At 73.0% G+C, this 24507-nt stretch carries 23 protein-coding genes and 1 pseudogene; 3 read left to right on the forward strand and 21 right to left on the reverse strand.

Annotated features, from left to right (window positions below):
- Positions 1-17: 17 nt before the first annotated feature.
- The 17 genes from AC5R91_RS08755 to AC5R91_RS08835 all read right to left on the reverse strand — a co-directional run bounded on the left by AC5R91_RS08755 (position 18) and on the right by AC5R91_RS08835 (position 16181).
- On the reverse strand, positions 18-431 hold the full coding sequence (locus AC5R91_RS08755; RefSeq protein WP_495396653.1) for a cold-shock protein: 414 nt from the start codon (positions 429-431) through the stop codon (positions 18-20).
- A 337-nt stretch (positions 432-768) separates the two neighbouring features.
- On the reverse strand, positions 769-1761 hold the full coding sequence (gene hypE / locus AC5R91_RS08760) for a hydrogenase expression/formation protein HypE (RefSeq protein WP_495397920.1): 993 nt from the start codon (positions 1759-1761) through the stop codon (positions 769-771).
- Between the two features lie 52 nt (positions 1762-1813).
- A complete protein-coding gene (hypD, locus tag AC5R91_RS08765) occupies positions 1814-2977 on the reverse strand; it encodes a hydrogenase formation protein HypD (protein WP_495396654.1) in 1164 nt (387 codons plus the stop codon).
- Positions 2974-3276, reverse strand: a complete 303-nt coding sequence (locus AC5R91_RS08770) for a HypC/HybG/HupF family hydrogenase formation chaperone (protein ID WP_495396655.1) — start codon at positions 3274-3276, stop codon at positions 2974-2976. Before AC5R91_RS08770 ends, hypD begins: the two co-directional genes overlap by 4 nt.
- A gap of 16 nt (positions 3277-3292) precedes the next feature.
- Positions 3293-5791, reverse strand: coding sequence for a carbamoyltransferase HypF (gene hypF, locus AC5R91_RS08775; RefSeq protein ID WP_495396656.1), 2499 nt, complete (start codon positions 5789-5791; stop codon positions 3293-3295).
- 2 nt (positions 5792-5793) lie between these two features.
- Entirely contained in the window at positions 5794-5901 is a 108-nt protein-coding gene (locus AC5R91_RS08780) for a DUF6893 family small protein (RefSeq protein ID WP_495396657.1), read from the reverse strand.
- Positions 5902-5964: 63 nt separating this feature from the next.
- Complete coding sequence (locus tag AC5R91_RS08785) at positions 5965-6174, reverse strand: hypothetical protein (RefSeq protein ID WP_495396658.1); 210 nt, start codon at positions 6172-6174, stop codon at positions 5965-5967.
- Positions 6175-6192: 18 nt separating this feature from the next.
- Positions 6193-6876 carry a DUF5947 family protein gene (locus tag AC5R91_RS08790; RefSeq protein WP_495396659.1) on the reverse strand — a complete coding sequence of 228 codons (684 nt, stop codon included), beginning with the start codon at positions 6874-6876 and terminating at the stop codon, positions 6193-6195.
- On the reverse strand, positions 6873-7487 hold the full coding sequence (locus AC5R91_RS08795; RefSeq protein ID WP_495396660.1) for a NifU-related iron-sulfur-binding protein: 615 nt from the start codon (positions 7485-7487) through the stop codon (positions 6873-6875). Before AC5R91_RS08795 ends, AC5R91_RS08790 begins: the two co-directional genes overlap by 4 nt.
- Positions 7480-9273 (reverse strand): nickel-dependent hydrogenase large subunit, encoded by a 1794-nt coding sequence (locus AC5R91_RS08800; protein ID WP_495396661.1) that lies wholly within the window; start codon positions 9271-9273, stop codon positions 7480-7482. The genes AC5R91_RS08795 and AC5R91_RS08800 overlap by 8 nt, the downstream gene beginning before the upstream one ends.
- On the reverse strand, positions 9273-10352 hold the full coding sequence (locus tag AC5R91_RS08805; protein WP_495396662.1) for an NADH-quinone oxidoreductase subunit B family protein: 1080 nt from the start codon (positions 10350-10352) through the stop codon (positions 9273-9275). The genes AC5R91_RS08800 and AC5R91_RS08805 overlap by 1 nt, the downstream gene beginning before the upstream one ends.
- A 17-nt stretch (positions 10353-10369) precedes the next feature.
- On the reverse strand, positions 10370-10939 hold the full coding sequence (locus tag AC5R91_RS08810) for a hydrogenase maturation protease (RefSeq protein ID WP_495396663.1): 570 nt from the start codon (positions 10937-10939) through the stop codon (positions 10370-10372).
- Positions 10936-12513: a hypothetical protein gene (locus tag AC5R91_RS08815; protein ID WP_495397921.1), complete on the reverse strand. Its 1578-nt coding sequence runs from the start codon at positions 12511-12513 to the stop codon at positions 10936-10938. Before AC5R91_RS08815 ends, AC5R91_RS08810 begins: the two co-directional genes overlap by 4 nt.
- A gap of 165 nt (positions 12514-12678) precedes the next feature.
- Entirely contained in the window at positions 12679-13485 is an 807-nt protein-coding gene (gene hypB, locus AC5R91_RS08820; protein ID WP_495396664.1) for a hydrogenase nickel incorporation protein HypB, read from the reverse strand.
- Positions 13486-13527: 42 nt separating this feature from the next.
- Positions 13528-13875, reverse strand: a complete 348-nt coding sequence (locus AC5R91_RS08825; protein WP_495396665.1) for a hydrogenase maturation nickel metallochaperone HypA/HybF — start codon at positions 13873-13875, stop codon at positions 13528-13530.
- 424 nt (positions 13876-14299) lie between these two features.
- The gene (locus AC5R91_RS08830) at positions 14300-14623 is read right to left on the reverse strand and encodes a hypothetical protein (RefSeq protein WP_495396666.1); all 324 of its coding nucleotides are present in this window, start codon (positions 14621-14623) and stop codon (positions 14300-14302) included.
- A gap of 37 nt (positions 14624-14660) precedes the next feature.
- A complete protein-coding gene (locus AC5R91_RS08835; protein ID WP_495396667.1) occupies positions 14661-16181 on the reverse strand; it encodes an MFS transporter in 1521 nt (506 codons plus the stop codon).
- Between the two features lie 116 nt (positions 16182-16297).
- On the opposite strand from AC5R91_RS08835, the gene AC5R91_RS08840 reads away from it, so the two are divergent.
- Entirely contained in the window at positions 16298-17065 is a 768-nt protein-coding gene (locus tag AC5R91_RS08840; RefSeq protein WP_495396668.1) for a helix-turn-helix domain-containing protein, read from the forward strand.
- Between the two features lie 60 nt (positions 17066-17125).
- Here AC5R91_RS08840 and AC5R91_RS08845 read toward each other — a convergent pair.
- The 4 genes and pseudogenes from AC5R91_RS08845 to AC5R91_RS08860 all read right to left on the reverse strand — a co-directional run bounded on the left by AC5R91_RS08845 (position 17126) and on the right by AC5R91_RS08860 (position 21805).
- Positions 17126-17898, reverse strand: a pseudogene (locus AC5R91_RS08845) (amino acid ABC transporter ATP-binding protein).
- A gap of 164 nt (positions 17899-18062) precedes the next feature.
- Positions 18063-18935, reverse strand: a complete 873-nt coding sequence (locus AC5R91_RS08850) for an amino acid ABC transporter permease (RefSeq protein ID WP_495396669.1) — start codon at positions 18933-18935, stop codon at positions 18063-18065.
- Entirely contained in the window at positions 18932-19768 is an 837-nt protein-coding gene (locus AC5R91_RS08855) for an ABC transporter substrate-binding protein (RefSeq protein WP_495396670.1), read from the reverse strand. The genes AC5R91_RS08850 and AC5R91_RS08855 overlap by 4 nt, the downstream gene beginning before the upstream one ends.
- Positions 19769-20161: 393 nt before the next feature.
- On the reverse strand, positions 20162-21805 hold the full coding sequence (locus AC5R91_RS08860) for a citrate/2-methylcitrate synthase (RefSeq protein ID WP_495396671.1): 1644 nt from the start codon (positions 21803-21805) through the stop codon (positions 20162-20164).
- 104 nt (positions 21806-21909) lie between these two features.
- On the opposite strand from AC5R91_RS08860, the gene AC5R91_RS08865 reads away from it, so the two are divergent.
- Together AC5R91_RS08865 and AC5R91_RS08870 are read left to right on the forward strand one after the other, a co-directional pair.
- Positions 21910-23130, forward strand: coding sequence for a citrate/2-methylcitrate synthase (locus AC5R91_RS08865; protein WP_495396672.1), 1221 nt, complete (start codon positions 21910-21912; stop codon positions 23128-23130).
- Between the two features lie 251 nt (positions 23131-23381).
- Entirely contained in the window at positions 23382-24239 is an 858-nt protein-coding gene (locus AC5R91_RS08870; RefSeq protein WP_495396673.1) for a PLL family lectin, read from the forward strand.
- Positions 24240-24507 lie beyond the last annotated feature (268 nt).

Below are 24507 nucleotides of genomic sequence, written 5' to 3' on the forward strand. Positions count from 1 at the left end.
GCGGCCACACGCGTCGGTCAGTTCTCCACCCAGCCGTACTTCTCGGCGATCCGGATGAGTTCACTCCTGATCCGGATGATCTGCGTCCCGGTCAGGGTGGGTTCGACCCGCAGCAGCGTCTCGGTCACCTCCTGCGTGAGTTCACCCACCGGAAGGACGTCGCAGAGCCCGTCGGAATCATCGGCGTGCACGGCCGCCCGCGGTGCGGCGGAGGGAGCCGGGGAAGCGGAACCGACGATACGCGCCGAACTGGCTTTCAGGCCACGCTCCCCCTCCTCCACCTCGAACTCCATGAAGGTTCCGGGAACGACGAGATTCTTCTCGACGAGCAGGTCGTTTGCGTGCAGAAAAATATCGTCACCGCCGTCACTGGGGGCGATGAAACCGTAACCCCGCACGTGATCGAACCGAAGGACCTTACCTGTACTCACGACTCACCTCAACAGCACCAGAAAGACCATCATCTCGGCAATGACGCCCCCGTCCACCCAACCGCCACACGGAGAACCGGGACCAGGCCGCCAATCATACCCGCCGCCACACCAGGCGGACCCCGACCCACCGAGCCCGACACCAGGCCGCGAAACTCGGCCACCGGCCCGGGCGGCGCCGCCCGGGGTTCATCGCCGATCCGGCGTCGCATTCTTCGCCGACAGAACCACTTCCCCGAGAAACAACCACCGGGCCGCCTTTCCCCATCTCGACCTCCGGACCATTTCCCGGTCGGCGTACCTCGCGGTGCGCAACCGACGCGGCTGCGGTGGCGTCTCAGCAGATACGCGGAAGCTCCGAACCCAGCGGCAGATCAATCACGCGGCTTCCGCCGAGCCCGGTCCTGGCGACCACCATCGGCGCGTTGTCCTCGGTGACGGTGCCGATCGCGGCGGCGTCCCGGCCCTGCGGATGCGCCCGCATCACCTCCAGTACCCGATCGGCGTCCACCGCCGGGACCATGGCCACGAGTTTCCCCTCGTTGGCGATGGCGAACGGGTCGAGCCCGAGGACGCTGCAGGCATCCGCGACCGGCGCCGCCACCGGAACGGCCCGCTCGGTGACGGCGATGCCCACCTGCGCGCCTCGGGCGATCTCGTTGAGGGTCGCCGCCAGGCCGCCGCGGGTGGGGTCGCGCAGCGTGTGGATGTCCGCGCCGGTGGCGAGCATGGCGGCGACGAGGCCGCTGAGCGGCGCGGTGTCGCTGCGGACCTGCGTGCCGAACTCCAGCCCCTCGCGGCAGCTCAGGACGGCGACCCCGTGCGCCCCGATCTCGCCGCTGACGAGGACGACGTCACCCGGGCGGGCCCGGCCCGGCCTGATGTCGACGCCGTCGGGAACCAGCCCGAGGCCGGTCGTGTTGATGTAGACCGCGTCGCCGTGGCCGGCGTCGACGACCTTCGTGTCCCCGGTGACGAGCCGGACCCCGGCCACCCGGGCCGCCGCGCCCAGGGCCTCGGCGATCCTGGCGAGTTCGGCCAGCTCGGTGCCCTCCTCCAGGATGAAGGCCGTCGACAGGTAGCACGGGGTCGCGCCCACCATGGCCAGGTCGTTCACGGTGCCGTTGACCGCGAGATCGCCAATGGAGCCGCCGGGGAAGAACAGCGGGCGGACGACGAAGGAGTCGGTGGTGAAGGCCACCCGCGCGCCGCCGATCGCGACGACGGCGGCGTCCCCCAGCTCGGTCGCGGCGGCCGGGCCCCGGAAGGCCGGCAGGAACAGGTGCTCGACCAGCTCGGCGGACATCGCGCCGCCGCCGCCGTGCCCCATGACGATCGTGGGGGAATCCGCCAGCGGCGCGGGACAGGTCCAGGCGGCAAGGTCAGGCACGGGCCACCTCCCGCGCGGGCCGGGCGTCCGCCGGGGCGGTCGCGGCGGTCGCGGCGGTCGCGGCCGGCTGGCCGAGGCGCCGGTAGAGGTAGTAGGCCGCGCAGGCGCCCTCGGCGGACACCATCGTGGCGCCGAGCGGTGTCCGTGGCGTGCAGCGGGTCCCGAAGGCGGCGCACTCATGCGGCTTGATCAGGCCCTGCAGCACCTCCCCCGAGCGGCACACCGAGGACTCCGCGGTGTGGATGTCGCCGACGGCGAAGCGGGTCTCGGCGTCGAACTCCCGGTAGGCCGCCGACAGCCGCCAGCCGCTGTCCGGTATCACCCCGATGCCGCGCCAGGCGCGGTCGGTCACGGTGAAGACGTCCCGCAGCATCGCGATGGCGGCCGGGTTGCCCGCCGCCGGCACGGCCCGCGGGTAGGCGTTGTCCAGCTCGTGGCGACCTTCCTCCAGTTGCGTCACGGTCCGGCGGATGCCCTCGAGAAGGTCGAGCGGCTCGAAGCCGGTGACCACGATCGGCACCCGGTACCGGCGGGCGAGATCCGGGTACTGCCCGGTGCCCATCACGCTGCACACGTGGCCGGCGGCGAGGAACCCCTGAACCCGGCAGCTCGGCGATTCCATGATCGCGGCGATCGCCGGCGGGACCAGGACGTGCGAGACGAGCAGCGAGAAGTTGCGCACCCCGCACCGCTTCGCCTGGTAGACGGTCATCGCGTTGGCCGGTGCCGTGGTCTCGAACCCGATCCCGAAGAACACCACCTGCCGGTCCGGGTTCTGCCGGGCGATCGTCAACGCGTCCAGGGGCGAGTAGACCACCCGCACGTCGGCGCCGGTGCTCTTCACCCGGAACAGGTCCCGGTCACTGCCGGGAACCCGCAGCATGTCACCGAACGAGCAGAAGATGACCCCCGGGCGGGAGGCGATCTCAAGCGCACGATCGATGATCTCCAGCGGGGTGACGCAGACGGGGCAGCCGGGACCGTGGATCATCTCGACGCCGGCGGGCAGCAACTGGTCGATCCCGTGCCGGATGAGCGAATGGGTCTGGCCGCCGCAGACCTCCATGATCGCCCATGGCCTGGTCGTCACCGCCTGGATCTGATCCAGCAGCCGACCGGCCAGCTCGGGGTCGCTGAACTCCTCGAGGTACTTCACCGGTTCACCCCCTCAGGCTGGGCATCGCGGGCGGACGTGGCCGGCCCACCGTCGAGTTCCTCGGCGAGCAGCCCCATCCGGGCGATGGTGGCCAGCGTTTCCAGCGCGGACTGTTCGTCGAGCCGCTGGATGGCGAACCCGACGTGGACGATCACGTATTCGCCGACCGTGGTGTCCGGCAGGTACTGCAGGCACACGTCCTTGCGCACCCCCCCGAAATCCACCTCGGCCATGCAGGTGCCGTCCCGTTCCCCGATGGCGACGACTCGTCCCGGAACCGCGAGACACACCGCACTCACCCCCCTCTTTTCCTGGTCATCCGCTCCCCCGCACCCGCGCGCCGGCCGCGACCACGAGCTGGCCCAACGCGATGCCCCCGTCGTTCGGCGGCACCCGGCGGTGCCGCAGGACCGTGCAGCCCTCCGCTCGCAACGCCCGCGCGGCCGCCGTCGCAAGCAGCACGTTCTGGAACACCCCGCCGGTCAGCGCCACGACGTCGAGTCCCCGCTCGGACCGGGCCTGCCGGGCCAGGTCGACGACCAGGGCCACCACCGCGCCGTGCAGGCCGGCGCTCATCGCCTCGACGGCGAGCCCGCGGCGCAGGTCGCGGACGAGCCCGCGGATGACGGGCGCCGCGTCGGCGACCAGCGGACCGCCCGGCACCGGCCGGTCGATCCCGAAGGCGTACCGGTTACGCCAGGCGTCGGGACCCTCCGGGCAACGGCGGGCGCACGCCTCCAGCTCGATCGCCGCCTGGGCCTCGAAGTCCGCGCGGTGGCGGATGCCGAGCAGGGAGCTCACCGCGTCGAACAGCCGTCCCATGCTGGCGGTGGGCACACAGGCCAGCCCGGAGGCGAGCTGATGGGCCAGGGCGCGCCGCTCCGCCGCCGGGCAGGCCGCCACGGGCGGCAGATCCTCGTCCCAGCCGGCACCGCCGCCCCAGCCGGCACCGCCGCCCCAGCCGGCACCGTCGTCCCGGCTGGCACCGTCGTCCCGGCTGGCGTCGGCGGCCCGGCCGACGCCAGCGGCCCACAGGTGCGCCAGCGCCATCCGGTAGGGGCGGCGCACGGCGGCGTCCCCGCCGGGCAGCGGGACATAGGCCAGGTGGGCGAACCGCTCGAAGCCGCGGTAGTCGGCGATCAGCGCCTCGCCGCCCCACACCGCCCCGTCGGTGCCGTAGCCGGTGCCGTCGAAGGCGAATCCCACCACGGGACGGTCGCCGGCCAGGCCGTGCTCGGCCATCACCGCCGCCACGTGCGCGTGATGATGCTGCACCGAGCGCACCGGTCGCCCGGCCGCCTGCCGCCGCGCCCACTGCCGGGAGCGGTAGCCCGGGTGGACGTCGGTGGCCAGCGCGGTGGGGCGGATGCCGGTGAGCTGCTCGAGGTGGTGTTCGGCGGCCGTGAAGGTCCGCACCGTGTCGGGGTCGTCCATGTCCCCGGTGTGACCGCTGAGCCAGGCGGAGCGGTCGGCGCCCAGCGCGCAGGTGTTCTTCAGGTCGGCGCCCACCGCCAGGGTCGGCGCCACCGCGAACGGCAGTGGCACCGGCAGGGGGGCGAAGCCCCGGGAGCGGCGCAGCGGCAGCGGGTCACCGTCGACAACCCGGACGACCGAGTCGTCGCAGGGCACGTGGATCGGGCGGTCGTGGCGCAGCCACGCGTCGGCGAGCGGTGCGAGCCGGCGGCGGGCGTCGGCGTCGTCGGCGGCGATGGGTTCGCCGCCGAGGTTGCCCGACGTCATCACCAGCGGCGCCGGCGAACCGCCGGCCGCCGCCACCGCGGCGAGCAGCAGGTGGTGCACCGGGGTGTAGGGCAGGAGCAGGCCGAGGTCGGGGTTGTTGGGCGCGACCGCGGCGGCGAGCGTGGGTCGGCCGTCGTCGCGACGGCCGACCAGGACGATCGGGCGGGCGGGCCCGGCCAGCAGCGCCGCCTCCGCGTGGTCGAGGTGGGCGAGACGCCGAGCGGCGGTGAGGTCGGCGACCATGACGGCGAACGGCTTGTCCCCGCGCTTCTTGCGGCGCCGCAGCGTCGCCACGGCGACCTGGTCCGTGGCGAGGCAGGCCAGGTGGTAGCCGCCGATGCCCTTCACCGCGACGACCCCCCCGACGCTCAGCAGCCGGGCCGCCGCCGCCAGGGCGTCCTCGCCGAGGACCGCCGGTCCCGTCGGCGGCACGAACTCCAGGCGGGGCCCGCAGTCCGGGCAGGCGATCGGTTGCGCGTGGAAGCGGCGGTCCCGCGGGTCGCGGTACTCCCGCGCGCAGTCGGGGCACATGGGGAACCCGGCCATCGTCGTCGCCGGCCGGTCGTACGGCAGGCCGGTGATGATCGTGAATCGCGGTCCGCAGTTGGTGCAGGTGATGAACGGGTGGCGGTGGCGGCGGTCGGTCGGGTCGGCGAGTTCACGCAGGCAGTCCGGGCAGGTCGCGACGTCCGGGGACACCATCGTGCGCGGGGCGTCTCCCGCGCGGGAGCGGGCGATCGTGAACGCCGCGTCGCCGCGGGGCGCCAGGTCCGTCGCCGTGACCCGCTCGATCACGGCCAGCGGCGGGGCGTCGGCGGTCAGCCGCCGGCCGAACTCCGCCACCGCGCCGGGCGTGCCCTCGACCTCGACGATCACCCCGTCGCTGTCGTTGCACACCCAGCCGGCCAGTGCCAGGTCGGTCGCGGCCGCGTGGACGAAGGGCCGGAAGCCGACGCCCTGCACGAGGCCGCGCACGGTGATCCGCCGTCGCCGCCGACCGTCGGACCCGGGCTGCCCGGCACCGCGCCCGACCGGCGTGGCCGGCGCGGGGGCGGGCCGGGTCGGGCTGCCCACCGTCACATCCGCTTGATGCGCAGGTACCGGACGACGGACGGGTACTCCCGCCACATCATGCCGGCGACGCCGGCGCCGACGACGGCCAGGACCTTCTTGCGGTTGCTCATCGGTCTCCCCCTCGAATCGTCTGGGACGACGCTGCCGTACGCGACGCCCGCGCCGCGCGCCGGCTAGCCCGGTGGCAGGTTGGGCATGCTCGGCGAGATCGGATCGCGGTCGTGCGGCCGGATGCCGGTCGAGCGGCGGGCGTCGGCGGTGCCGTCGCTGTGGTGACCCGGCTCCATCTCGTAGGAGCCGACGGCGTTGCCTTCGCGGACCCCCCGGACGTGCGCGGTCGCGTCCGGACGGACGTCCGGCTCGCCGACTCTGATCGGTGCCATGGTGTCTTCCCTCCCTGGTCAGTCGCCCGCAGCGCCCGGCCTGCCGCCGCGGCCCAGCGGGGAGCCGCGGCGGGAACGGTCGGGCAGCGCGGCGAAGAAGTCGTCGACCGCGGGCCAGACCCGGCTGCCCCCCGACAGCCCCGTCCACGTGCCTCGGACGATCGCGACGAGCCGGTAGCAGTCGTCGATCGGGACGATCCAGAACTCCCGTCGGTTGCGCGCGGTGTTCGCCAGCAGCGCCTCGACCCGGGGGGTCAGCCCGGCCAGCACCGGCGCCCTGGCGACGAGCCGGCGCCAGGCGGCCGGTTCCAGTTCCCAGCGGGTGGCGCCGATCGGACTCGGGTACCGGGCCCGCACCTCGCCGCCGTCGTCGGGGATGACGAACGCCAACCCGACGGGGATACCCAGCGCCCGGGGATCGGACCCGTCCCGGTCCAGCTCGGCGATGCGCAGCCGCCGCTGCGGGATGAGCCGGTAATGGCCGCGTGCGGCGGCGTCCCGGTCGAACAGCAGCGCGCAGGCCCGGCACAGGCACAGCAGCGTGTCGTCCGACTCGTCGAGCAGATGCCGGTGGTCGCTCGGCACGGGGGCGGCGCACAGGTCGCACCGTTCCCCGTCCGGCCCGGCCCGGACGAGGCCGGCCCGCACCACCCGGTCCAGGGCGCCGCCGGGGCCGGGCGCGGGACGCAGGTCGGTCGTCACGGCCGCACGCTCCCGGCGAGCGGCGGGGTGAGCACCGCGTCGAGGGGGACGAAGGCGGTCTGGCGCGCGCCACCCGAGGCAGCGGCCTGGCGCCGGACGTCGGACAGTTCGGGCGCGACCGCGAGCACGGCCTCGCGGACCGCCTCCAGCACCTCGCCAGAGGATGAGCCGCAGCCGCCGAGGGTCAGGCTGATCTCCGCGACGCCGCGCTCGATGCCCACCAGTTCGATCTCGCCGCCCCGGTCGCGGACCGCCGGTCGCAGCCGCTCGATCGCCCGGGTCACCCGCCGGCCCACCGGCTCGGGGTGCACGTCGTGCAGGACGAGCAGGTGGCCGATCAGTTCGTCGGCGGTCAGCGCGGCGGTCACGTCGGCGGCGCCGGCGGCGTATCCGGCGACCCGGGCGAGCGCCTCGCCGTACACCGACGCGAGCGTGGCCACCGCGTCCAGGGCCAGTTCCCCGCTCGGCCCCGGGATCAGCTCCACCTCGGCGAGCACCTCGTCGAGGTGGGTCAGCCGTTCGCGCACCGCCCGGTCGTCGAGGCGATGCCCGCCCTCGCTGCGCCGGCCGCCATCGCTGTGCCGGCCGCCCTCGCTGACCGGATCAGCCATGGCTCGCCCCGAACATCGGCGAGTGCACGGTGCGCAGCGTGCGGCCGTGGCCCAGGTACATGTGCACCCCGCAGGGCAGGCAGGGATCGAAGCTGCGCACCGCGCGCATCACGTCGACGCCCTTGAACGAGTCCGGGCCGTTCTCCTCGAAGATCGGCATGTTCTGGACCGCGTCCTCGTACGGGCCCGGCGTGCCGAACGAGTCCCGGGGGCTGCCGTTCCACGGCGTCGGCGGGTACGGGTGGTAGTTGGCGATCTTCCCGTCCCGGACCACCATGTGGTGCGAGAGGACCCCGCGCACCGCCTCGTGGAAGCCGCAGCCGATCGTCTCGTCCGGCACCTCGAAGTCGGTGAAGGTCCGGGTGTCGCCGGAGCGCACCCGCGTCATCGCCCGCTCCAGGAAGTGCAGCGCCATCCCCGCCGCGTAGGCGACGAAGTACACCCGGGCCCGGTCCCGTTCGATCGCGTTCGACCAGGCGGGCGGGGACCACTTCAGGTCCATGGCGGGCAGGGTGCGGCTGCGGGGCAGCGAGATCTTCACCGCGCCGTCGCGTGCGGTCACGTACGGCGTGTCGACCAGGCCCGCGAGGGCCGTGACGTAGAGGCGGGCGAAGGGGCCGCCGCCGGTGTCGAGCGCGAGATGGTCGCCGGTGCCCTCGTCGAGCCAGCGCGGGCTCATCACCCAGCTGTACTTCTCGCCGAAGTCACGCTTCTGCGGCTCCGGGAAGGTCGTCTGGTTCCAGGGGTGGCGCATGTCGACGGGATTGCCCAGCGGATCCCGCTCGACGAACGGTTCCTCGTTGACCCAGTCCTTGTAGAAGGAGCTGCCGAGAAGGATGCGGATACCCAGGTTGATCTTCACGAGGTCGGTGGTGAGCAGTTTTCCGTCGACGACGATGCCGGGGGTCACGAACATCGCGCGGCCCCAGTCCGTCATGTTCTCGTACCGGTAGTCGACGACGCTCGGGTCCTGGAAGGCCCCCCAGCAGCCCAGCAGGACGCGCCGGCGGCCGACCTCCTCGTAGCCCGGCAGCGCGTCGTACCAGAAGTCGAACAGGTCGTCGTTGAGCGCCACGGCCTTCTTGACGAAGTCGAGGATCTCCATCAGCCGGGTGAGGTAGTCGGTGAAGACGGTGGGTTCCGGCATCGTGCCGACCCCACCCGGATACAGCGTCGAGGGATGGACGTGCCTGCCCTCCATCAGGCAGAACATCTCCCGGGTGATGCGGCTGACCCGCAGCGCCTCGTTGTAGACCTGGCCCTCGAACGGGTTGAGCGCCCGCATGATGTCGGCGATCGTGCGCATGCCGTGCACCTCGGCGCGCGGCGACGCGGTGGCCTCGGCCCGCGCCAGCACGCCGGGGTTGGTCTCCTTGACCATCGCCTCGCAGAAGTCCACGAACACCAGGTTGTCCTGGAAGATCGTGTGGTCGAACAGGTACTCGGCGGCCTCCCCCAGATTGATGATCCACTCTGCCATCGGCGGGTTGGCGATGCCGTACGCCATGTTCTGGGCGTAGACCGAACAGGTGGTGTGGTTGTCCCCGCAGATTCCGCAGATCCGGCTGGTGATGAAGCCGGCGTCGCGCGGATCCTTCCCCTTCATGAACACCGAATATCCACGGAACAGCGAGGAGGTGCTGTGGCATTCGGTTACCCGCCGGTTGGCGAAATCGATTTTCGTGTAGATTCCGAGGTTGCCGATGATGCGCGTGATGGGGTCCCACGCCATCTCGACGATCTGGCCGGGCTTCTCCGCGGCCCTCATCTGCTCGGTGGCCGTCATCACACCCGTCCCTTCGGCCGGTAACTTGGGTCGTAACCGGTGGTCAGCAGTTCCCGGTTGTGCCGCCACCGCGGCTCCCGGTTCGCCGTGGCGTTGGTGATGCTCCGCAGGCGCCGGATGATCGACCCGTACGGCTTCACCCCGAGCGAGGACAGGCTCGCCCCCGGCGGCATGTCCATGAACGGCATGAACTTGTCGGGGAACCCGGGCATCGTGCAGGCGATGCAGATGCCCCCGACGTTCGGGCACCCACCCACGCCGCCCATCCAGCCCCGCTTGGGGACGTTGCAGTTCACCACCGGACCCCAGCAGCCGATCTTCACCTGGCACTTCGGCGAGTTGTAGTCCTTCGCGAAGTCGCCCTGCTCGTAGTAGCCCGCACGGTCGCAGCCCTCGTGCACCGTCCGACCGAAGATCCACTGGGGTCGGTGCTGGTCGTCCAGCGGCGGCGGCGGGGCGGTGCCGGCCGCGTGGTACAGCAGCCAGGTCAGGGTCTCCATGAAGTCGTCCGGCTGCACCGGGCAGCCCGGGACGTTGACGATCGGCAGGTTGCCGGCCGAGGTGAAGTCACGCCCCAGGTAGTCGAGCAGCCCCATCGAGCCGGTCGGGTTGCCCGCCATGGCGTGGATGCCGCCGTAGGCGGCGCAGGTGCCGATGGCGATGACCGCCCAGGCCCGCGGGGCGAGCCGGTCGATCCACCAGTTGATGGTCAGCGGCTGGCCGGTGTCCGGGTCGTTGCCGAACGAGGTCCAGTAGCCCTCGCCGTTGATGTTCTCGTTGGGGATGGACCCCTCGATGACGAGGACGAACGGCTCCAGCTCCCCGCGGGCCGCGGCGCGGAAGGGAGCCAGGAACTCCTCGCCGCCCAACGTCGGCGAGAGCACCTTGTTGTGCAGGTGGACCGTCGGCAGGCCCGGTATGACGCCGGTGACCACGTCCTCGATGGCCGGCTGCGAGGCCGCGGTCACCGAGACCGTGTCGCCGTCACAGCTCATCCCCTCGGAGATCCAGAGGATGTGCACCTCGTCGACGCCGCCCGGCCGCGCCTGCGTGGCCGGCCGTTCGTCCGTGGCTGTCATCTCGGCCCCTCCTTTCATCACGTTCCGTATCCGGCTCCCACGAGTCGGGGGTCCCGGACGATGTCGCCGATGAGGTCGACCGCGTCGTCGATGGCGGCGCGCACCGCGCCGGACAGCTCCATCCGTTCCGCCACCACGGCGGGCCGGCAGCCGACGACGACGACCTGGCCGATCTCGCCGCCGAGATCACGCACCAGCCGCAGCACGACATCCGGGGACATGCCATGCGCGTCCACCACCGCCGGCGTGTCGCCCAGCGGAGCGCCGACCACCGGTGTGTCCGCCGGCGGCGCGTCCACCTGCGGCACATCGCCGAGCTCGGGCCGCACGACCGTGAGGGTCCCCGGGGGTTCGTCGGACGGCAGCGCGTCGACGAGAATCACCGTGTCGTACCGGCCGTCGAGCAGCGCGAAGGCAAGGTGCAGGCCCCGGATGCCGTAGTCGGCGACGTCGACCCCGCCGGGCAGGCTCGCCGGGTCGAGCCGGCGGACGACCTCGACGCCGAATCCGTCATCGCCGAGGAAGATGTTCCCGACGCCGGCGACCAGCGTCCGTGCCTCGCGCGGGCGGGGGCGGGCGGCGCTCACGACGCGCCCGTCCGATCCGCGTCCGTCGGCTCGTCGAGCGGGACGAGCTCGTCGGGAGCGAAGTAGAAGTAACGGCCGGCCGCCCGATGCAGGTCGCCGGTTTCGTCGCCGTCGAGTGTCACCGCGACGTGCCGGCTGCCGTCGACGTCGAGGAAGATCGCCTCAACCCGGGCGACGCGGCCGGCGAGGAACATGTCGTGGGCGTCAGAGCCCCGTGCGCGCGGACGCAGCCGGACCCGGCTGCCGCGGGCGACGGTGACACCGCCGACCTGCACGCTGTCCCGGTCGGGGTGGACCGACCGGTCGGCCTCCGGCTCCCACCACCTCGGATCGGAGCCGGACATCGGGTCCAGGCCGGACGTCGGATCCAGGCCGGACGTCGGATCCAGGCCGCCGACGTCCACCGCCGGCGGGGCGGTCGGCGGCTCGACCGGCTGCAGCGACCGCACGGCGCCGTGCAGACGGTCGAGCATGGCGCGTGGGATGCCGTCGACCCGGTCGATGATCTCGGCGGCCCGTGGGTCCGTCGCCCGCGCCTCCCGCTTCTCCTCGTCGGTCAGCGCGCGGGTGCGCAGCGAGAGGATCTCGTCGATCTCGGTGGCGTCGAACAGATCCCCGGGGCTTTCCGGGGCCGTCCGGGGATCGTCGTAGAGGATGATCGGCGAACACAGCATGACGTCCCGGCCCCCGCCGGCCAGGACGGGGAACACCCGCAGGTTCTCGCACGCGCGGACCGCGCTCCCCGCCCAGACGGGCGGGTCCAGCAGCGACAGGAAGCGCCCGCCGCGCACGCCGAGCAGGCTGTGCGCGGCGACGAGCGAGCGGCGCAGCGCCTCGGCGCGCGGCCGGCCCGCGGGCAGGTCGGCCACCGTGTTCTCGACCATCACCCGCAGCCGGTGGAGCCGGAACGGCGCCTCGGCCCGCGTCGCGGACAGGTGGACGGTCGCGGTCACCGGCCACCGGTGGCGGACCACCCGGGCCGCCTGCGGCCGCGAACCCAACGGTTCGACGTCGACGCCGCCCGGGGCGAGCAGCGGGATCGACAACCGGCCGGTTCGCTCGGTCAGGTCGGACAGCGGCACGGCGAGATCGAACTCGCGCGCCCGCGCCTCGTCGAAGGTCAGCTCGCGAGTGCCGTTCACGTCGAGCTCGTCGACCGGCGAGAACCGTCCGTCCGCTGCCCGGCGCTCGACATGACGGCGGATCACCTGGAGGAACCGCAACCGCAGGAAGACCGTCGCGGGTCCCGTCGCCTCCACCAGGCATTCGGCCTGCTGGAACGACCCGTCGGCCGAGCCCGACACGCCTGGCGACGCCGACGGGGGTTGTTCGCGGATCCACCCCGGCGGTGCCAGCACCCCGAACTGCCAGCGCACCCGGTTCTTCCCGGAGGAGCGACGGTAGGGGTAGAGCAGGTAGCCCTCGTAGAGCACCGCGTCGGCGACCGCACGCGCCGCGTCGAACCCGGCGGGTACGCCGGACGCCGCTCGCGGGTCGTCCGTTCCAGGAGCGTCGGCCACCAGGACGCCGGGCCACCGCGGGTCCGATCCGGTCGTCGCGCCGGCCGCCGTCATCGCGGCCGTGGCCCGCAACAGGCTGGCTCGAGGCTGCCCATGACGGTGTCCCTCCCGGTGGGGTCGCGACGCGGCCGACCTGCGCACCTCCACCAACTAATAACTCGATGTGTCCTCGAAAGCACTCTTAGTCGTGCACAGACGAGCTGCCCGGGACCGGTCGCGTCAAACCCGGCCCGCCGCACCGGCCCGCGACCGGGCATCGGGCCGCGGGCGCCGCGCACGCAGCCAGGCGTACCAGGCGGCCAGGCCGGGTTCCGGTTCGGCGCCGGGAGTACCGGCCGGCCGGTGAAGTCCGGACAGGGCGAGCACGTCGGCCGCGGGGTTGATCCGGCGAATCAACCCGATGCAGCGATCGACGTCCACGGCGAGAAACGGCACCAGGTCACACTTGGTAAGCAGCACGAGATCGGCTTTGGCAAACATGTGCGGATATTTGAGTGGCTTGTCCTCACCTTCAGTCACCGAGGTGAGCACCACCCGAACGCCTTCCCCCAGGTCGAACAGCGCCGGGCAGACCAGGTTGCCGACGTTCTCGACGAACACCACCGCATCCGCCGGCGGGTCGAGGGCGCGCAGCGCGCGGTCGACCATGTCCGCGTCGAGATGGCAGCCACGCCCGGTGTTCACCTGCACGACCGGGACACCCTCGGCCCGGATCCGCTCGGCGTCCCGCACGCTCTCCTGATCGCCCTCGATCACCGCGAGCGGCCACCGCCCGGCGAGATCGCGCACGGTCCGTTCCAGCAGGGTCGTCTTGCCGGATCCGGGCGAGCTCATGAGGTTGACCGCGAGCACGTTGCGCGCGGCCAGCCGCTGCCGGGTCTGCCCGGCCTGCTCGTCGTTCTTCGCCAGCACCCGCTGCTCCAGCAGCAGCTCACGTTCCGAGCGGTCATCCGCCCCGGCGTCCGCCGGGAACGAGGTCAGCCGGGGCGCAGCCGCCGGATCGTCGCAACCGCAGGTCTCGCACATCGGTCAGTCCCCCTCCCCCGCGCAGGCCCCGCCCCGCGCAGGTCAGCTCGCCTCCGCCGCGGGCACCAGCCCCACCGAGGCGATCCGCAGGTCGTCACCGCCGTCCACCGCCACATCCGCGCAGCCGCAGCCGCAGAGCACGAGGACGTCGTCGGCCATGAACTCGGCGCCGCACCGCCGGCAGCGCGCCCGGCCCGCGGGCTCGTCGATCGTCAGGGCCGCACCGGCCAGCGGTGTGCCGGCGGTCACCAGCTCGAAGCAGAACCGGATGGACTCCGGCACGACGCCCGACAGCCGCCCGATGACCAGCCGCACCGCGGTCACCCGCGCCGGCCCGGTCCGCTCCACGATCGCGTCGACGACGCTCTGCGTGATGGCCAGTTCGTGCATGAAGGCTCCCCGACGGCGTCGGCGCGCCGGGCACGCGGCGGTGGTGCCCGGCGTGCGTCGAGGGGTCCTTACCCCGCGGGGACGCCTCGCAGACGCGGCCGCAGGCGCGGCCGCCGAGGCGGCCTCCCCTACCCGCGGCGCGGGGGACCTGGTCCCGCGGAGGCGAGTGGGGCTGCGTGGGTGCGGGGCCCGGCTCTTCGGCCACCCGGCGGCGAGGGCCGGCGGGGCCGGCCGGGTGAGGAATACCATCGTGGTCAGCCTGGGGTCGGATACGGCGGCGTATTCTCACCGTACTCACTGTCACCACGACTATCCTGCGAGAAACCAGCCGGAAATCAGAACGAAACCTTCACCGGGCCGATGGACCCGGAACAGCGGTTTGTAGAAGGGCGGACGGACGCCGTTGTCCGACCGTCCCGGTTGATCAGGCCGCGGCCGGCGACGCCGGCGCGGCCATCCAGGTCAGGTCTGCCACGGTGACGACCAGCCGCCGGGCGATGGCGTCGGCCGGCACGCCGGAATCCAACGCCACCCGAAGTGCGATGCCACGCACTGTACGTAGCTCAAGCCGCCGAGGATGGTCCGCCCACATCAGTTTGTCGGCGAGCGCTGCCCGCTCCACCGGATCAGAGATCGCCACCACGTCTTCATAGGACATCACGGGGCTCATGGTTACGGCTGAGCGGACGTTTCGCAACATTCGGATGGCGTCTTTTTTGCCGTAGTCCCCGAGGGGCCGACGGGCCATGGCTGAATCCTGTCCGGATACTGTCCCGCCGGTCCCATCAGCCCTGCTCGAGAGCGTGGGACCGGGTACCCGGGGCGGCACCGTCGCGGCCCCGCGGCGGGGGCGGTGCCGATCGCCGGCCGGGCAGCAGCGCCGCGGCGATCGCCGCGGCCACCACGAGCGTGACGGCGGCGTCGACGAGCAGGGCCAGCCGGATGCCGGCCAGGGTGGACCGGACCGCGGACAGGTGATCGGCGACGGCCGACGACCGCGCCGTCGCGACCGTGCTGATGACCGGGATGCCGACGGTGAGCGCGACCTGCTGCGTCATGGTCGTCAGGGCGGTGGCCAGCCCCTGCTCATGGTCGGGCAGGTCGGCGGTGGCCGTCGCCAGGTAGGCGACGATGCCGTGGACGTGCCCGAAGAAGCCGATCGCCGAGGCCGCGAGGACCAGGTACACCCAGTCGCGGTCCGGTCCGACGAAGGCGAGGGCGACGTTGGACAGTCCCTGCACGGCGAGGCCGGCGACCAGGCTCACGGCGCTGCCGCGGCGGCTCATCAGCCGGGGCGCGACCAGTCCGGAGACGAACGCCGCCGCGCCGGGCAGGCCGAAGACCAGGCCGGCCGTCGTCGCAGAGAAGCCGAGGACCTGCTGGAGGTAGAGGGTAAGCAGGAACACCACCGAGGACTCCAGCGCGAACACGGCGAAGCCACCGGCGTTACCCCAGCCGACGGCGCGCCGACGCAGGATCGCCATGGAGGCCAGCGGATGGGCGCTGGTCGTCTCGATCCGCCAGAACAGGGCGAGCAGCACCACACCGAGGGCGACGCAGCCCCACACGAGCGGGTCGGCCCAACCGTCGTTGCCACCGGTGGCGATACCGTAGACGAACGCGAGCAGCCCGCCGGTGACGGTGAGCGCGCCGGGCACGTCGAGGCGGACCGGGCCGGACGCGCCCCCGGACGGCAGCAGCCGCGGCGCGGCGAGCAGGATCGCCGCGGCCACCGGCACGTTGACGAGGAAGGCCCAGCGCCAGCTCAACAGGCCCGTCAGCAGGCCGCCGGCGAGCGCCCCGGTGGTGAATCCCGCGGAGATCAACGCACCGTTCATGCCGAGCGCGCGCTGCCGCAGCCGACCCGGCGGGAAGATCGTCAGCAACAGCGCGAGGGCGGCCGGGGTGGTCATGGCGGCGGCGAGTCCCTGGCCGACGCGGGCGCCCAGCAGCACGGCCGAGCTGGTGGCAAGACCGCCGACCAGGGACGACACGACCAGCAGCGCGAGTCCCGCGATCAGCATCCGCCGCCGCCCGGCCAGGTCGGCCACCCGTCCGAACAGCAGGGTGAACCCGGCCGCCGGCAGCGCGAAGGCCGTCGCCACCCACTGCAGGTGCGCATCGGTGAGTCCGACGCCGGCACCGATCGAGGGCAGGGCGACGTTGAGGATGGAGAAGTCGACCGCCAGCATGAACTGGCTGCCGAGCAGCAGGACGAGGATGACCCGCTGGCGGGTGGTCATCACGTCGTCGCCCACCACCGGGTCGACTCGGGCCGCGGCGGCGGAGTCGATCGAAACACTCATGCCGGCAACGCTCGGCGAACATCTCCGATCCGCCCACACCGTGTGTGTGCCACCCACCGCGTGCCTAGCACCGGCGAGGTGTGGTTCACCGTGTCGACGCAGGCAACACTGGATGGATGACCGAACTGGGAGACTTTCTGCGTTCGCGCCGCGCCCAGCTCACCCCCGAGGACGTCGGGCTGTCCCGCTACGGCGAGCGGCGGCGGGTGCCGGGCCTGCGCCGCGAGGAGATCGCGCAGCTCGCCGGGGTCAGCGTCACCTACTACACGCGGTTGGAACAGGGGCAGAGCCGCAATGCTTCGGACGCGGTGCTCGACGCGCTCGCCCGGGTGTTGCGCCTCACCGACGAGGAGACGGGCTACCTGCGTGGACTGGCCCGGCCGGCGTCCGCCCGGCGCGCGAGCCGGCCCGAGCACCTGCGCCCGAGCATTCGCCTGCTGCTCGACGAGCTGGGCAACATGCCCGCGCTGGTGATCGGCCGGCGTTGCGACGTCCTCGCCTGGAACCGGCTCGGGCACGCCCTGCTGTGTTCGCATCTGGCCGCCGACGCCCCGCAGCGCTGCCACGGCCGGCCGAACCTCGCCCGCGAGTTCGTCCTCGAGGCCCACGCCCGCGACCTGTTCGTCGACTGGCGGCGCAAGGTCGACGACGTGGTCGCCTACCTGCGGCTGGCCTCCGGCATGCACCCGGACGACACCAAGCTCAACGCCCTCATCGGCGAGCTGTGCGTGAAGAGCGAGCTGTTCGCGACGCTGTGGGCGCGCCACCCGGTCCGGGACTGCACGAACACCATCCGCGAGTTCCGGCACACCCGCTCGTCGGCCGGCTCACGCTGTTCGAGGAGGTCATGCGGCTGCCCGACGCCGGCCAGCGGATGGTGGTGATGACCGCGGAGCCCGGCTCGGCGTCGGCGGAGAACCTCCAGTTGCTGGCGAGCCTCGACCTCACGGCCGCGGCGCCGGGCCCGCTGCGCGTCCCCGCGGACCCGGCTCCCGGATGCGGGCCAGGAACCGGCGGGTGCGCTCCTCGCGGGGGTCGTCGAGAACCCGTCGCGGCGCGCCCCGCTCGATGATCGCACCGCCGTCGAGGACGAGCACCTCGTCGGCGATGTCCCGCGCGAACGCCATCTCGTGGGTCGCCAGCACCATCGGCATGCCGTCGCGCTTGAGCTCGCCGACGAGGTCGAGCACCTCGCCGACCAGTTCCGGGTCGAGCGCCGAGGTGATCTCGTCGAGCAGCAGCAGCGACGGCCCGGTGCCAACGCCCGCACGATCGCCAGCCGCTGCTGCTGGCCGCCGGAGAGCCGATCCGGGTAGGCGTCGACCTTGTCGGCGAGCCCGATGCGGGTGAGCAGCTCGCGGGCCCGATCGCGGGCGGCCGCGCGAGGCACCCGGTGGACCAGGATCGGCGCGAGGGTGACGTTCTGCAGCACCGTCAGGTGCGGGAACAGGTTGTACGCCTGGAACACGACGCCGATGCGGCGGCGGATCCGATCCGCGTCCACGCGCGGATCGGTGATCTCCGCACCGCCCAGGAGGATCTCGCCGTCGTCGACGGTCTCCAGCAGGTTCAGGCAGCGCAGCAGGGTGGACTTGCCCGACCCGCTGCCGCCGACGAGCACGACGGCCTGACCGGGCCCGACGTCGAAGGTGACGTCGCGCAGCACGACGGCGTCCCCGTAGAGCTTCACCAGGCCGCGCACGCTCAGCACCGGCACCGCCAACCCAGGTGACGCCGGCCCAGGTGACGCCGGCCCAGGTGACGCCGGCCCAGGTGACGCCGGCCCAGGTGACGCCGGCCCAGGTGACGCCGACTCAGGTGACGCCGGCCCAGCCGCCCCGTCGGATACCGGTCCGGGCGACCCAACCGCGTCGCCGGCCGTCACCGCACTCCCCCGGCCGTGGCGCCGGCCCCGGCCCCGCGGCGACGGGCGGAGCGGGCGGCGAGATGGTCGGTGACCCGGGTCAGCGGCACCGTGATCGCGAGGAACATCAGCCCGGCCAGCACGTACGGCGAGTAGTTGAAGTTCGCGGACGTGGCGATCTGCGCCGCCCGGACCGCGTCGACGACCCCGAGCACGGACACGAGGCTGGAGTCCTTCTGCAGGCTGATCGCGTCGTTGAGCAGCGGCGGCGTCACCCGCCGGACGGCCTGCGGCAGCACGACGCGGCGCATCGTCTGGGCGTGGGTGAGGCCCAGCGACCGGGCGGCGGCGACCTGGCTCGGATGCACCGACTCGATGCCCGCCCGGAACACCTCGGCCACGTACGCCGAGTAGGTGAGCACGAGTGCCGCGCCGCCGAGGACGAGCGGATCGGTGGGCAGACCGCGCAGCCGCAGGGCGGGCACGCCGAACCCGACCAGGTACAGCACGAGGATGACGGGCAGGCCGCGGAACAGGTCGGTGTAGGCGGCGGCCAGCAGCCGCAGCGGCAGGAGCACCGGGCCGGCCAGGGTCCGCGCCAGCGCCACCAGCAGGCCGAGGGCACTCGCCGCGGCCCCGCAGACGACGAACAGCTCGAGGTTGACGACCATCCCAGTGCGCGCGGCCGGCCAGGCGGCGGTGATCTCCGGCCAGGAGAAGAACCGCTGGCGGACCCGCGGCCAGCCCGACGTGTGGGTGATCCCGACGCCCGCGACGACGGCGACCGCGGTGGTGCTGACGGCGGCGATCACCACCGCGCGCAGCCGGGCGCGCCGCCGCAGCCGCCGGCGGTCCCGCTCGTGCTCGCTGGGCTCCCAGGGGAGCGTCACCGCAGGACGGGGGCTCCGGCCTGGGAACCCAGCCACTGCTCGGTGAGCTGGCGCAGCTCCCCGCTGCTGGTGAGCTGGGCGAGGGCGTCGTTGACGTTGCGCACCAGCGGGTTGCCCTTCTCGAACAGCAGCCCGAACTGCTCCGGCGCCCCGACCGTGGGGAACTGTCCGACGATCAACGAGTCGGGGATCTCGGCGGAGGTCAGTTGAAAGGCGGTCGGCAGGTCCACGACGATGCCGTCGATCGGCCCGTTCTCCATCGCGGTCTTCGCGTCGTTGAGGTCGTTGAAGACCGCGGGCTGCTGCACGGGCGCCACCTGCCTGGTGATGGCGTCGAGGCTGGTCGTGCCGACGGGGGCACCGAACTTGGCGCCCTTCAGCCCGGCGAGGGTTCGCACGTCCGCGATCCGGGAGGACTTGAGCGCGACGACGGCCTGGCTGACGTCGTAGTACCCGGTGCTGAAGTCGACGGCCTGCTGGCGCTGGGGCGTGATCGAGATCTCGTTGATGTCGAAGTCGAACTTCTTCGGACCGGGCGCGAACGAGCTGTTGAACGGCTCGGTGACCCAGTGGACCTTGTCGGGGGTGAAACCGAGCTTGGCGGCCACGGCATAGGCGACCGCGCTCTCGAAGCCCTTGCCATTGGCCGGCTTGCCGTCGGAGAACCATGGCGCATAGGCGGGCGAGTCAGTGGCCACCGTCAACTGGCCGGACTTGACCAGGTGCAGGCCGTCCGACGAGGAACCGCCACCCGACGAACCGGCGCAGGAGGCCAGCGCGAGCAGCGCCGCGGCGGCCAGGGCGAGGACGGTGAGACGCCGTGGGCGTGGCATCGGAGACCTCCGAGGGTGTCCCACCCAGGTGGGACGCGCTGAGCAGGCAAGAAGGCTGAGCGGTGGGGCTGGCACAGGCTACCGCCGAACCAGGACAAACCGATCACCGGGGGCCGGTCGCCGCCGGTGCCGACCGTGGTGCGGCGGCCCGTGGGTCGCTGGGCGCCGTCGAGGAGCCCAGCCGGTTTCCGGCCAGAATGCGGTCAGATCATGCCGAGGCTTCGGTACGGTTTTTTTGCCGAAAACCGTACCTACCCCTCGGCTCGATTCCGTGTTCGAACTGCTACACGGAGATACGCGGGATGGCGTAGCTCGTGACACACCAAGTGCCGGGGTGCCGGGGCGCCGGGGTGCCGGGGTGCCGGGGTGCCGGGGTGCCGGGGTGCCGACGGATCATGCCTCGGGCCCGGTGACCGGCGGCCCGGTGACCGGCGGGCCGGCGTAGACGCCGCGGGGACGCAGGCGCAGCGGCGTCTCCTGGTACTCCTCCAGGGCATGGGCGAGCCAGCCGACTGTGCGGGCCACCGCGAAGATCACCTCGCCGGCCTCGGCGGGCATGCCCGCGGCATGGGTCAGCACCGCGAGCGCCAGGTCCACGTTGGGCCGTAGCGCGCGCTCCCGCCCGGCCACCCGGGCGATCTCGCCGGCGGCGGCCAGGAAGGGCTCGGCGGCGGGCAGCGCCGCGAGCGCGGCCAGCAACGCGCGGGCACGCGGGTCGCCGTCGGGGTACAGCCCGTGCCCGAATCCGGGGATCCGCTGGTCGGCGCGCAGGTGCTCGGAGACCACGACCACCGCGTCCCCCCGGTCGACCACCTCGGCGAGCAGCCGGTACGCCAGCCGGCTGGCGCCGCCGTGCAGGGGCCCGTCGAGGGCGGCGAGCCCGGCGGAGACGACGGCATACGGGTCCGCCCGCGCCGAGGCCGCAACCCGGGCGGCGAACGTGGACACGGCGAGGTCGTGATCGGCCAGCAGGCCGAGGGCCCGGTCGAGGCACGCGATCGCCGCCCTGTCGCCCGGGCTGCCCGCCAGCCGGACCCATAGCCGCGCGGCGATGCCCGCCCGCTCCCCGGCCGACTTCGTGGCCCCCGCCATCTGCGCAGCCCAGGGCGACTCCGCAGCCCCAACCGACTCAGCATCCCCAGCCGACTCAGCATCCCCAGCCGACCCCGCAGCCCCAACCGACCCCGCAGCCCTGGCCGGCTCAACGGCCCCGGCCATCTCCGCAGCTCCGGTCATCGCGCGAGCCCCGATTGTCCGTGGAGCCTCGGCTGCCCGGGACGCCTCGGGTGGCGCCGGGAGGGCCTCGACGAGCGCCGCGACGAGGGTGCGGGCGGTGAGCAGGACGCTGTCCTCGCGCAGGTCGAAGCGCAGCGGGTCGCTCGACGCGGCGACCGAGACGGCCACCCGCATCCGGTCAGTGAGCCGGGAGCGGGCGGGCAGGATCCCACCCACCCGTCCCAGGGTGGCGGCGAGATCCGGCGGGACGGTGAACACCGGCGCCGAGTCCGTCCGGCCGCGCCAGAGCCAGCCGGCCACGTCCTCGAAGCGGTGACGGGCGACGAACTCGACGGCGTCGACGCCGCGGTAGTAGAGGCGTCCATCCGCGACAAGGGTGAGCCGGGTGCGCACGGCCGGCAGGTCCCCGCCGCGCGGGGCACCAGCCCCCACCAACCCGCCGCCGGGGGCACCGACGGCGGGGGTGCCGACGGCGGGCCCGGCGGAACCGCTTGGTGCACCGGCGGCAGGAGCCTTCCGCTCAGAGACGTCGGCTGCGGCGAGCCCACCGGCTCCGCCGAGCCCGTCGACTGCGACGAGCCCGTCGACTGCGACGAGCCCGTTGGCAACCGCGGCACGGACCCGCGCGTGGCCCTGGGTGCGCAGCCGCTCGACCTCGGCGGGGTCGAAGGTGCTGCCCCGGCCGCCGGCGGCCCGCTGGCTGTGCAGCAGGCCTCGGCTGGCGTAGGCGTAGACCGTCTCGAGCTTCACCCCGAGCCGTTCGGCGACCTCGCGTGACGACAGCCGCTCACCATGACCCATCCGCGCCCCTTCCGCTCCCCCAAGTGTACTGATTCACGTTGATTGCAATCAACGTTGACACCACATCCATACAGGATCAACTATGGATGGCGAGGAGGCGAACCATGGTGATCACGACTGGCAGCACGGCCCGCACCGGCTCGACGGACGCGGCGAGGGTGGCAGATGGCCCGCCCACCCCGCCGGCGGGCATCGACGTCCCGCGGGGACTGAAGGGGGTGGTCGTCACGCAGACGGCGCTCGGCGACGTGCGCGGGCGCGAGGGCTTCTTCCACTATCGGCAGTACTCGGCCGTGGAGCTGGCCGAGCGCCGCTCGCTGGAGGACGTCTGGCATCTGATGGTGTTCGGCGCGCTGCCGGACGCCGCGGCGCGAGCGGCGTTCGCCGCCCGGGTGGCGCCGTTGCGGCGGCTGCCGGCGGGTCTCGGCGAACTGCTGCCGGCGCTGGCCCGGGCCGGCAGGGCCGGGGGCGCGCTCGACGGGCTGCGCACCGCCCTGTCGCTGGCCGGCGCCGCCCGTGGCGTCGCCCCGCTGTACGACGTGGACGAGGCGGCCCGCGTCGACGACGCCCTGTTCGTCGGCGCGGTCACCCCGACGCTCGTCGCCGCGCTGCACCGGCTGGCGCACGGGCTCCCACCGGTGGCACCCCGCGACGATCTGCCGTTCGCGGCCAACTACCTGTACATGGTCACCGGCGCGGAGCCGACCGCGGCGCAGGTGCGCGCGATCGAGCGCTACCTGATCTGCACGGTCGACCACGGCTTCAACGCCTCGACGTTCACCGCCCGGGTGATCGCGTCGACCGGGGCGGACCTGGTGGCCTGCGTGGTCGGGGCGATCGGCGCGCTGTCCGGGCCGCTGCACGGCGGCGCGCCGAGCCGGGCGCTGGACACCCTGGACGAGATCGGCAGCCCCGAGCGGATCGACCCGTGGATCCGCGAGCACGTCCTCGCCGGCGATCGGATCATGGGCTTCGGCCACGCCGTCTACCGGACCGAGGACCCGCGGTCGCGACTGCTGCGCGGCGTCGCCGAGGACTTCGGCGGCGACCTCGTCGCGTTCGCCGTCCAGGTCGAGCGGCGGGTGGTGGAGCTGCTGGCCGAGCTGAAGCCGGGCCGGGAGCTGCACACGAACGTCGAGTTCTACGCCGGGGTCGTGATGGAGCTCTGCGGGCTGGCGCGGGACATGTTCACCCCGACGTTCGCCGTCGCCCGCACGCTCGGCTGGACGGCGAACATCCTCGAACAGGCCACGGACAGTAAGATCATCCGCCCCTCGGCCCGCTACGTCGGCCCGCCCGCCCCCCAGCCGGTCCCGTCGCCGTAGCCGGACCGAGGTCGGGTCGACTCGGGTTCGACAACGTCGCCGGGCACCCCGCGGAGTCCGCATTCCGCTTTCCGGCGCGCCAATACCATCGCCTGGGCGACACCGCCGACCGAATCCGCGGGACTGTTCATCCTGATGTTCACCCGGCTAGGATCAGTGCCGTCGACGACCCGACCACCGCGGCGGGCGTCGTTCCTTGTCCGGAAGCGAGTCGACAACCGGTCGGGGAATCCACGGACGGGGGCGGCCTGGTGAGCGATCCGATGCTGATCTGGAAAGGCAAGAACGCCGACCAGCGGCTTTTCTGGTCCCGGGCCCATTCGGACGGCAGTTGGCGCGACCAGCAGCAGGTGCGGTATTTCGCCACCAACAGGGGCGGGATCGGTGCCGCCTCCGACGGGCGCCTGACCGCCCGCGCCGCGTGGCGCGGCGCCGACGACGACAGCCGGATCTGGACGGTGGGCTGGTACGGCGACGGCTGGTCCGACCAGCAGACCCCGGCGGACGCCCCCCGCACCGAAGACCGGCCCGCGCTGGCCTTCCACGACGGACGTACGGTCATGGCGTGGCGCGGGACCGGTCCCGACCAGACGATCTGGTTCTCCGAGAACCTCGGGCCGCAGCGAGTCGCCGGCGGGCTGGCCGCGTCCACCCACGGCCCGGCGCTCGCGTCGTACGGCGGGCTGCTGTACATGGCGTGGAAGGGTTCCGGCGGCGATCAGGGGCTTTACTGGACGACGTACGACGGGCACGCCTGGGCGCAACCCCATCCGTTTCCCGGCGGATCCACGCACGGCCCGGCGCTCGCCGCCGCACCGCAGGGCCTTTTCCTGGTCTGGAAAGGCTCGGGAAACGACGCGGGAATCTGGCACGCGGAGTTCCAGAACGGCCACTGGTCGGCCCAGCGGCCCGCCCCGGGCGGAACGAGCACCGGCCCGTCGGCGGCCTACGTGGGCAACACCGTCATCACGGCGTGGAAGGGTGTCGGCGCCGACGCGCGGATGTGGACCTGCCGAAATTTCCGCGAGCCGCAGATCGCCGTCGCGAACGGCGCCTTCGGTACCAGTGACACCCCGGCAATCGTGAGCACCTTCGTCACGGAACTCTGACCGCCCGGGTCGGGCGGGGGCGCGCTCCCGCGTCCGACTCCCCCACCCGCCGCCGCGGCGCGGACGGCAGGGCGCCGCCCGTCCGCGGCGGGAGTGAGGACGGCGGCCTGCCGGCGCGGGCCGCCCCGGGCTGCCGGGCGCCGGCGCCCGGCAGCGGCGCCCGGCAGATCCCGCCCAGCGCCCCACCACCGGTCTCCCTCCCATCGCGGCAGTCTCCTTCCCATGGTGAAGCGACGCGATATGCGTTCGGGTACCCGAGGCCGGGTCG

The sequence above is a fragment of the Frankia sp. BMG5.60 genome, from assembly GCF_059428125.1.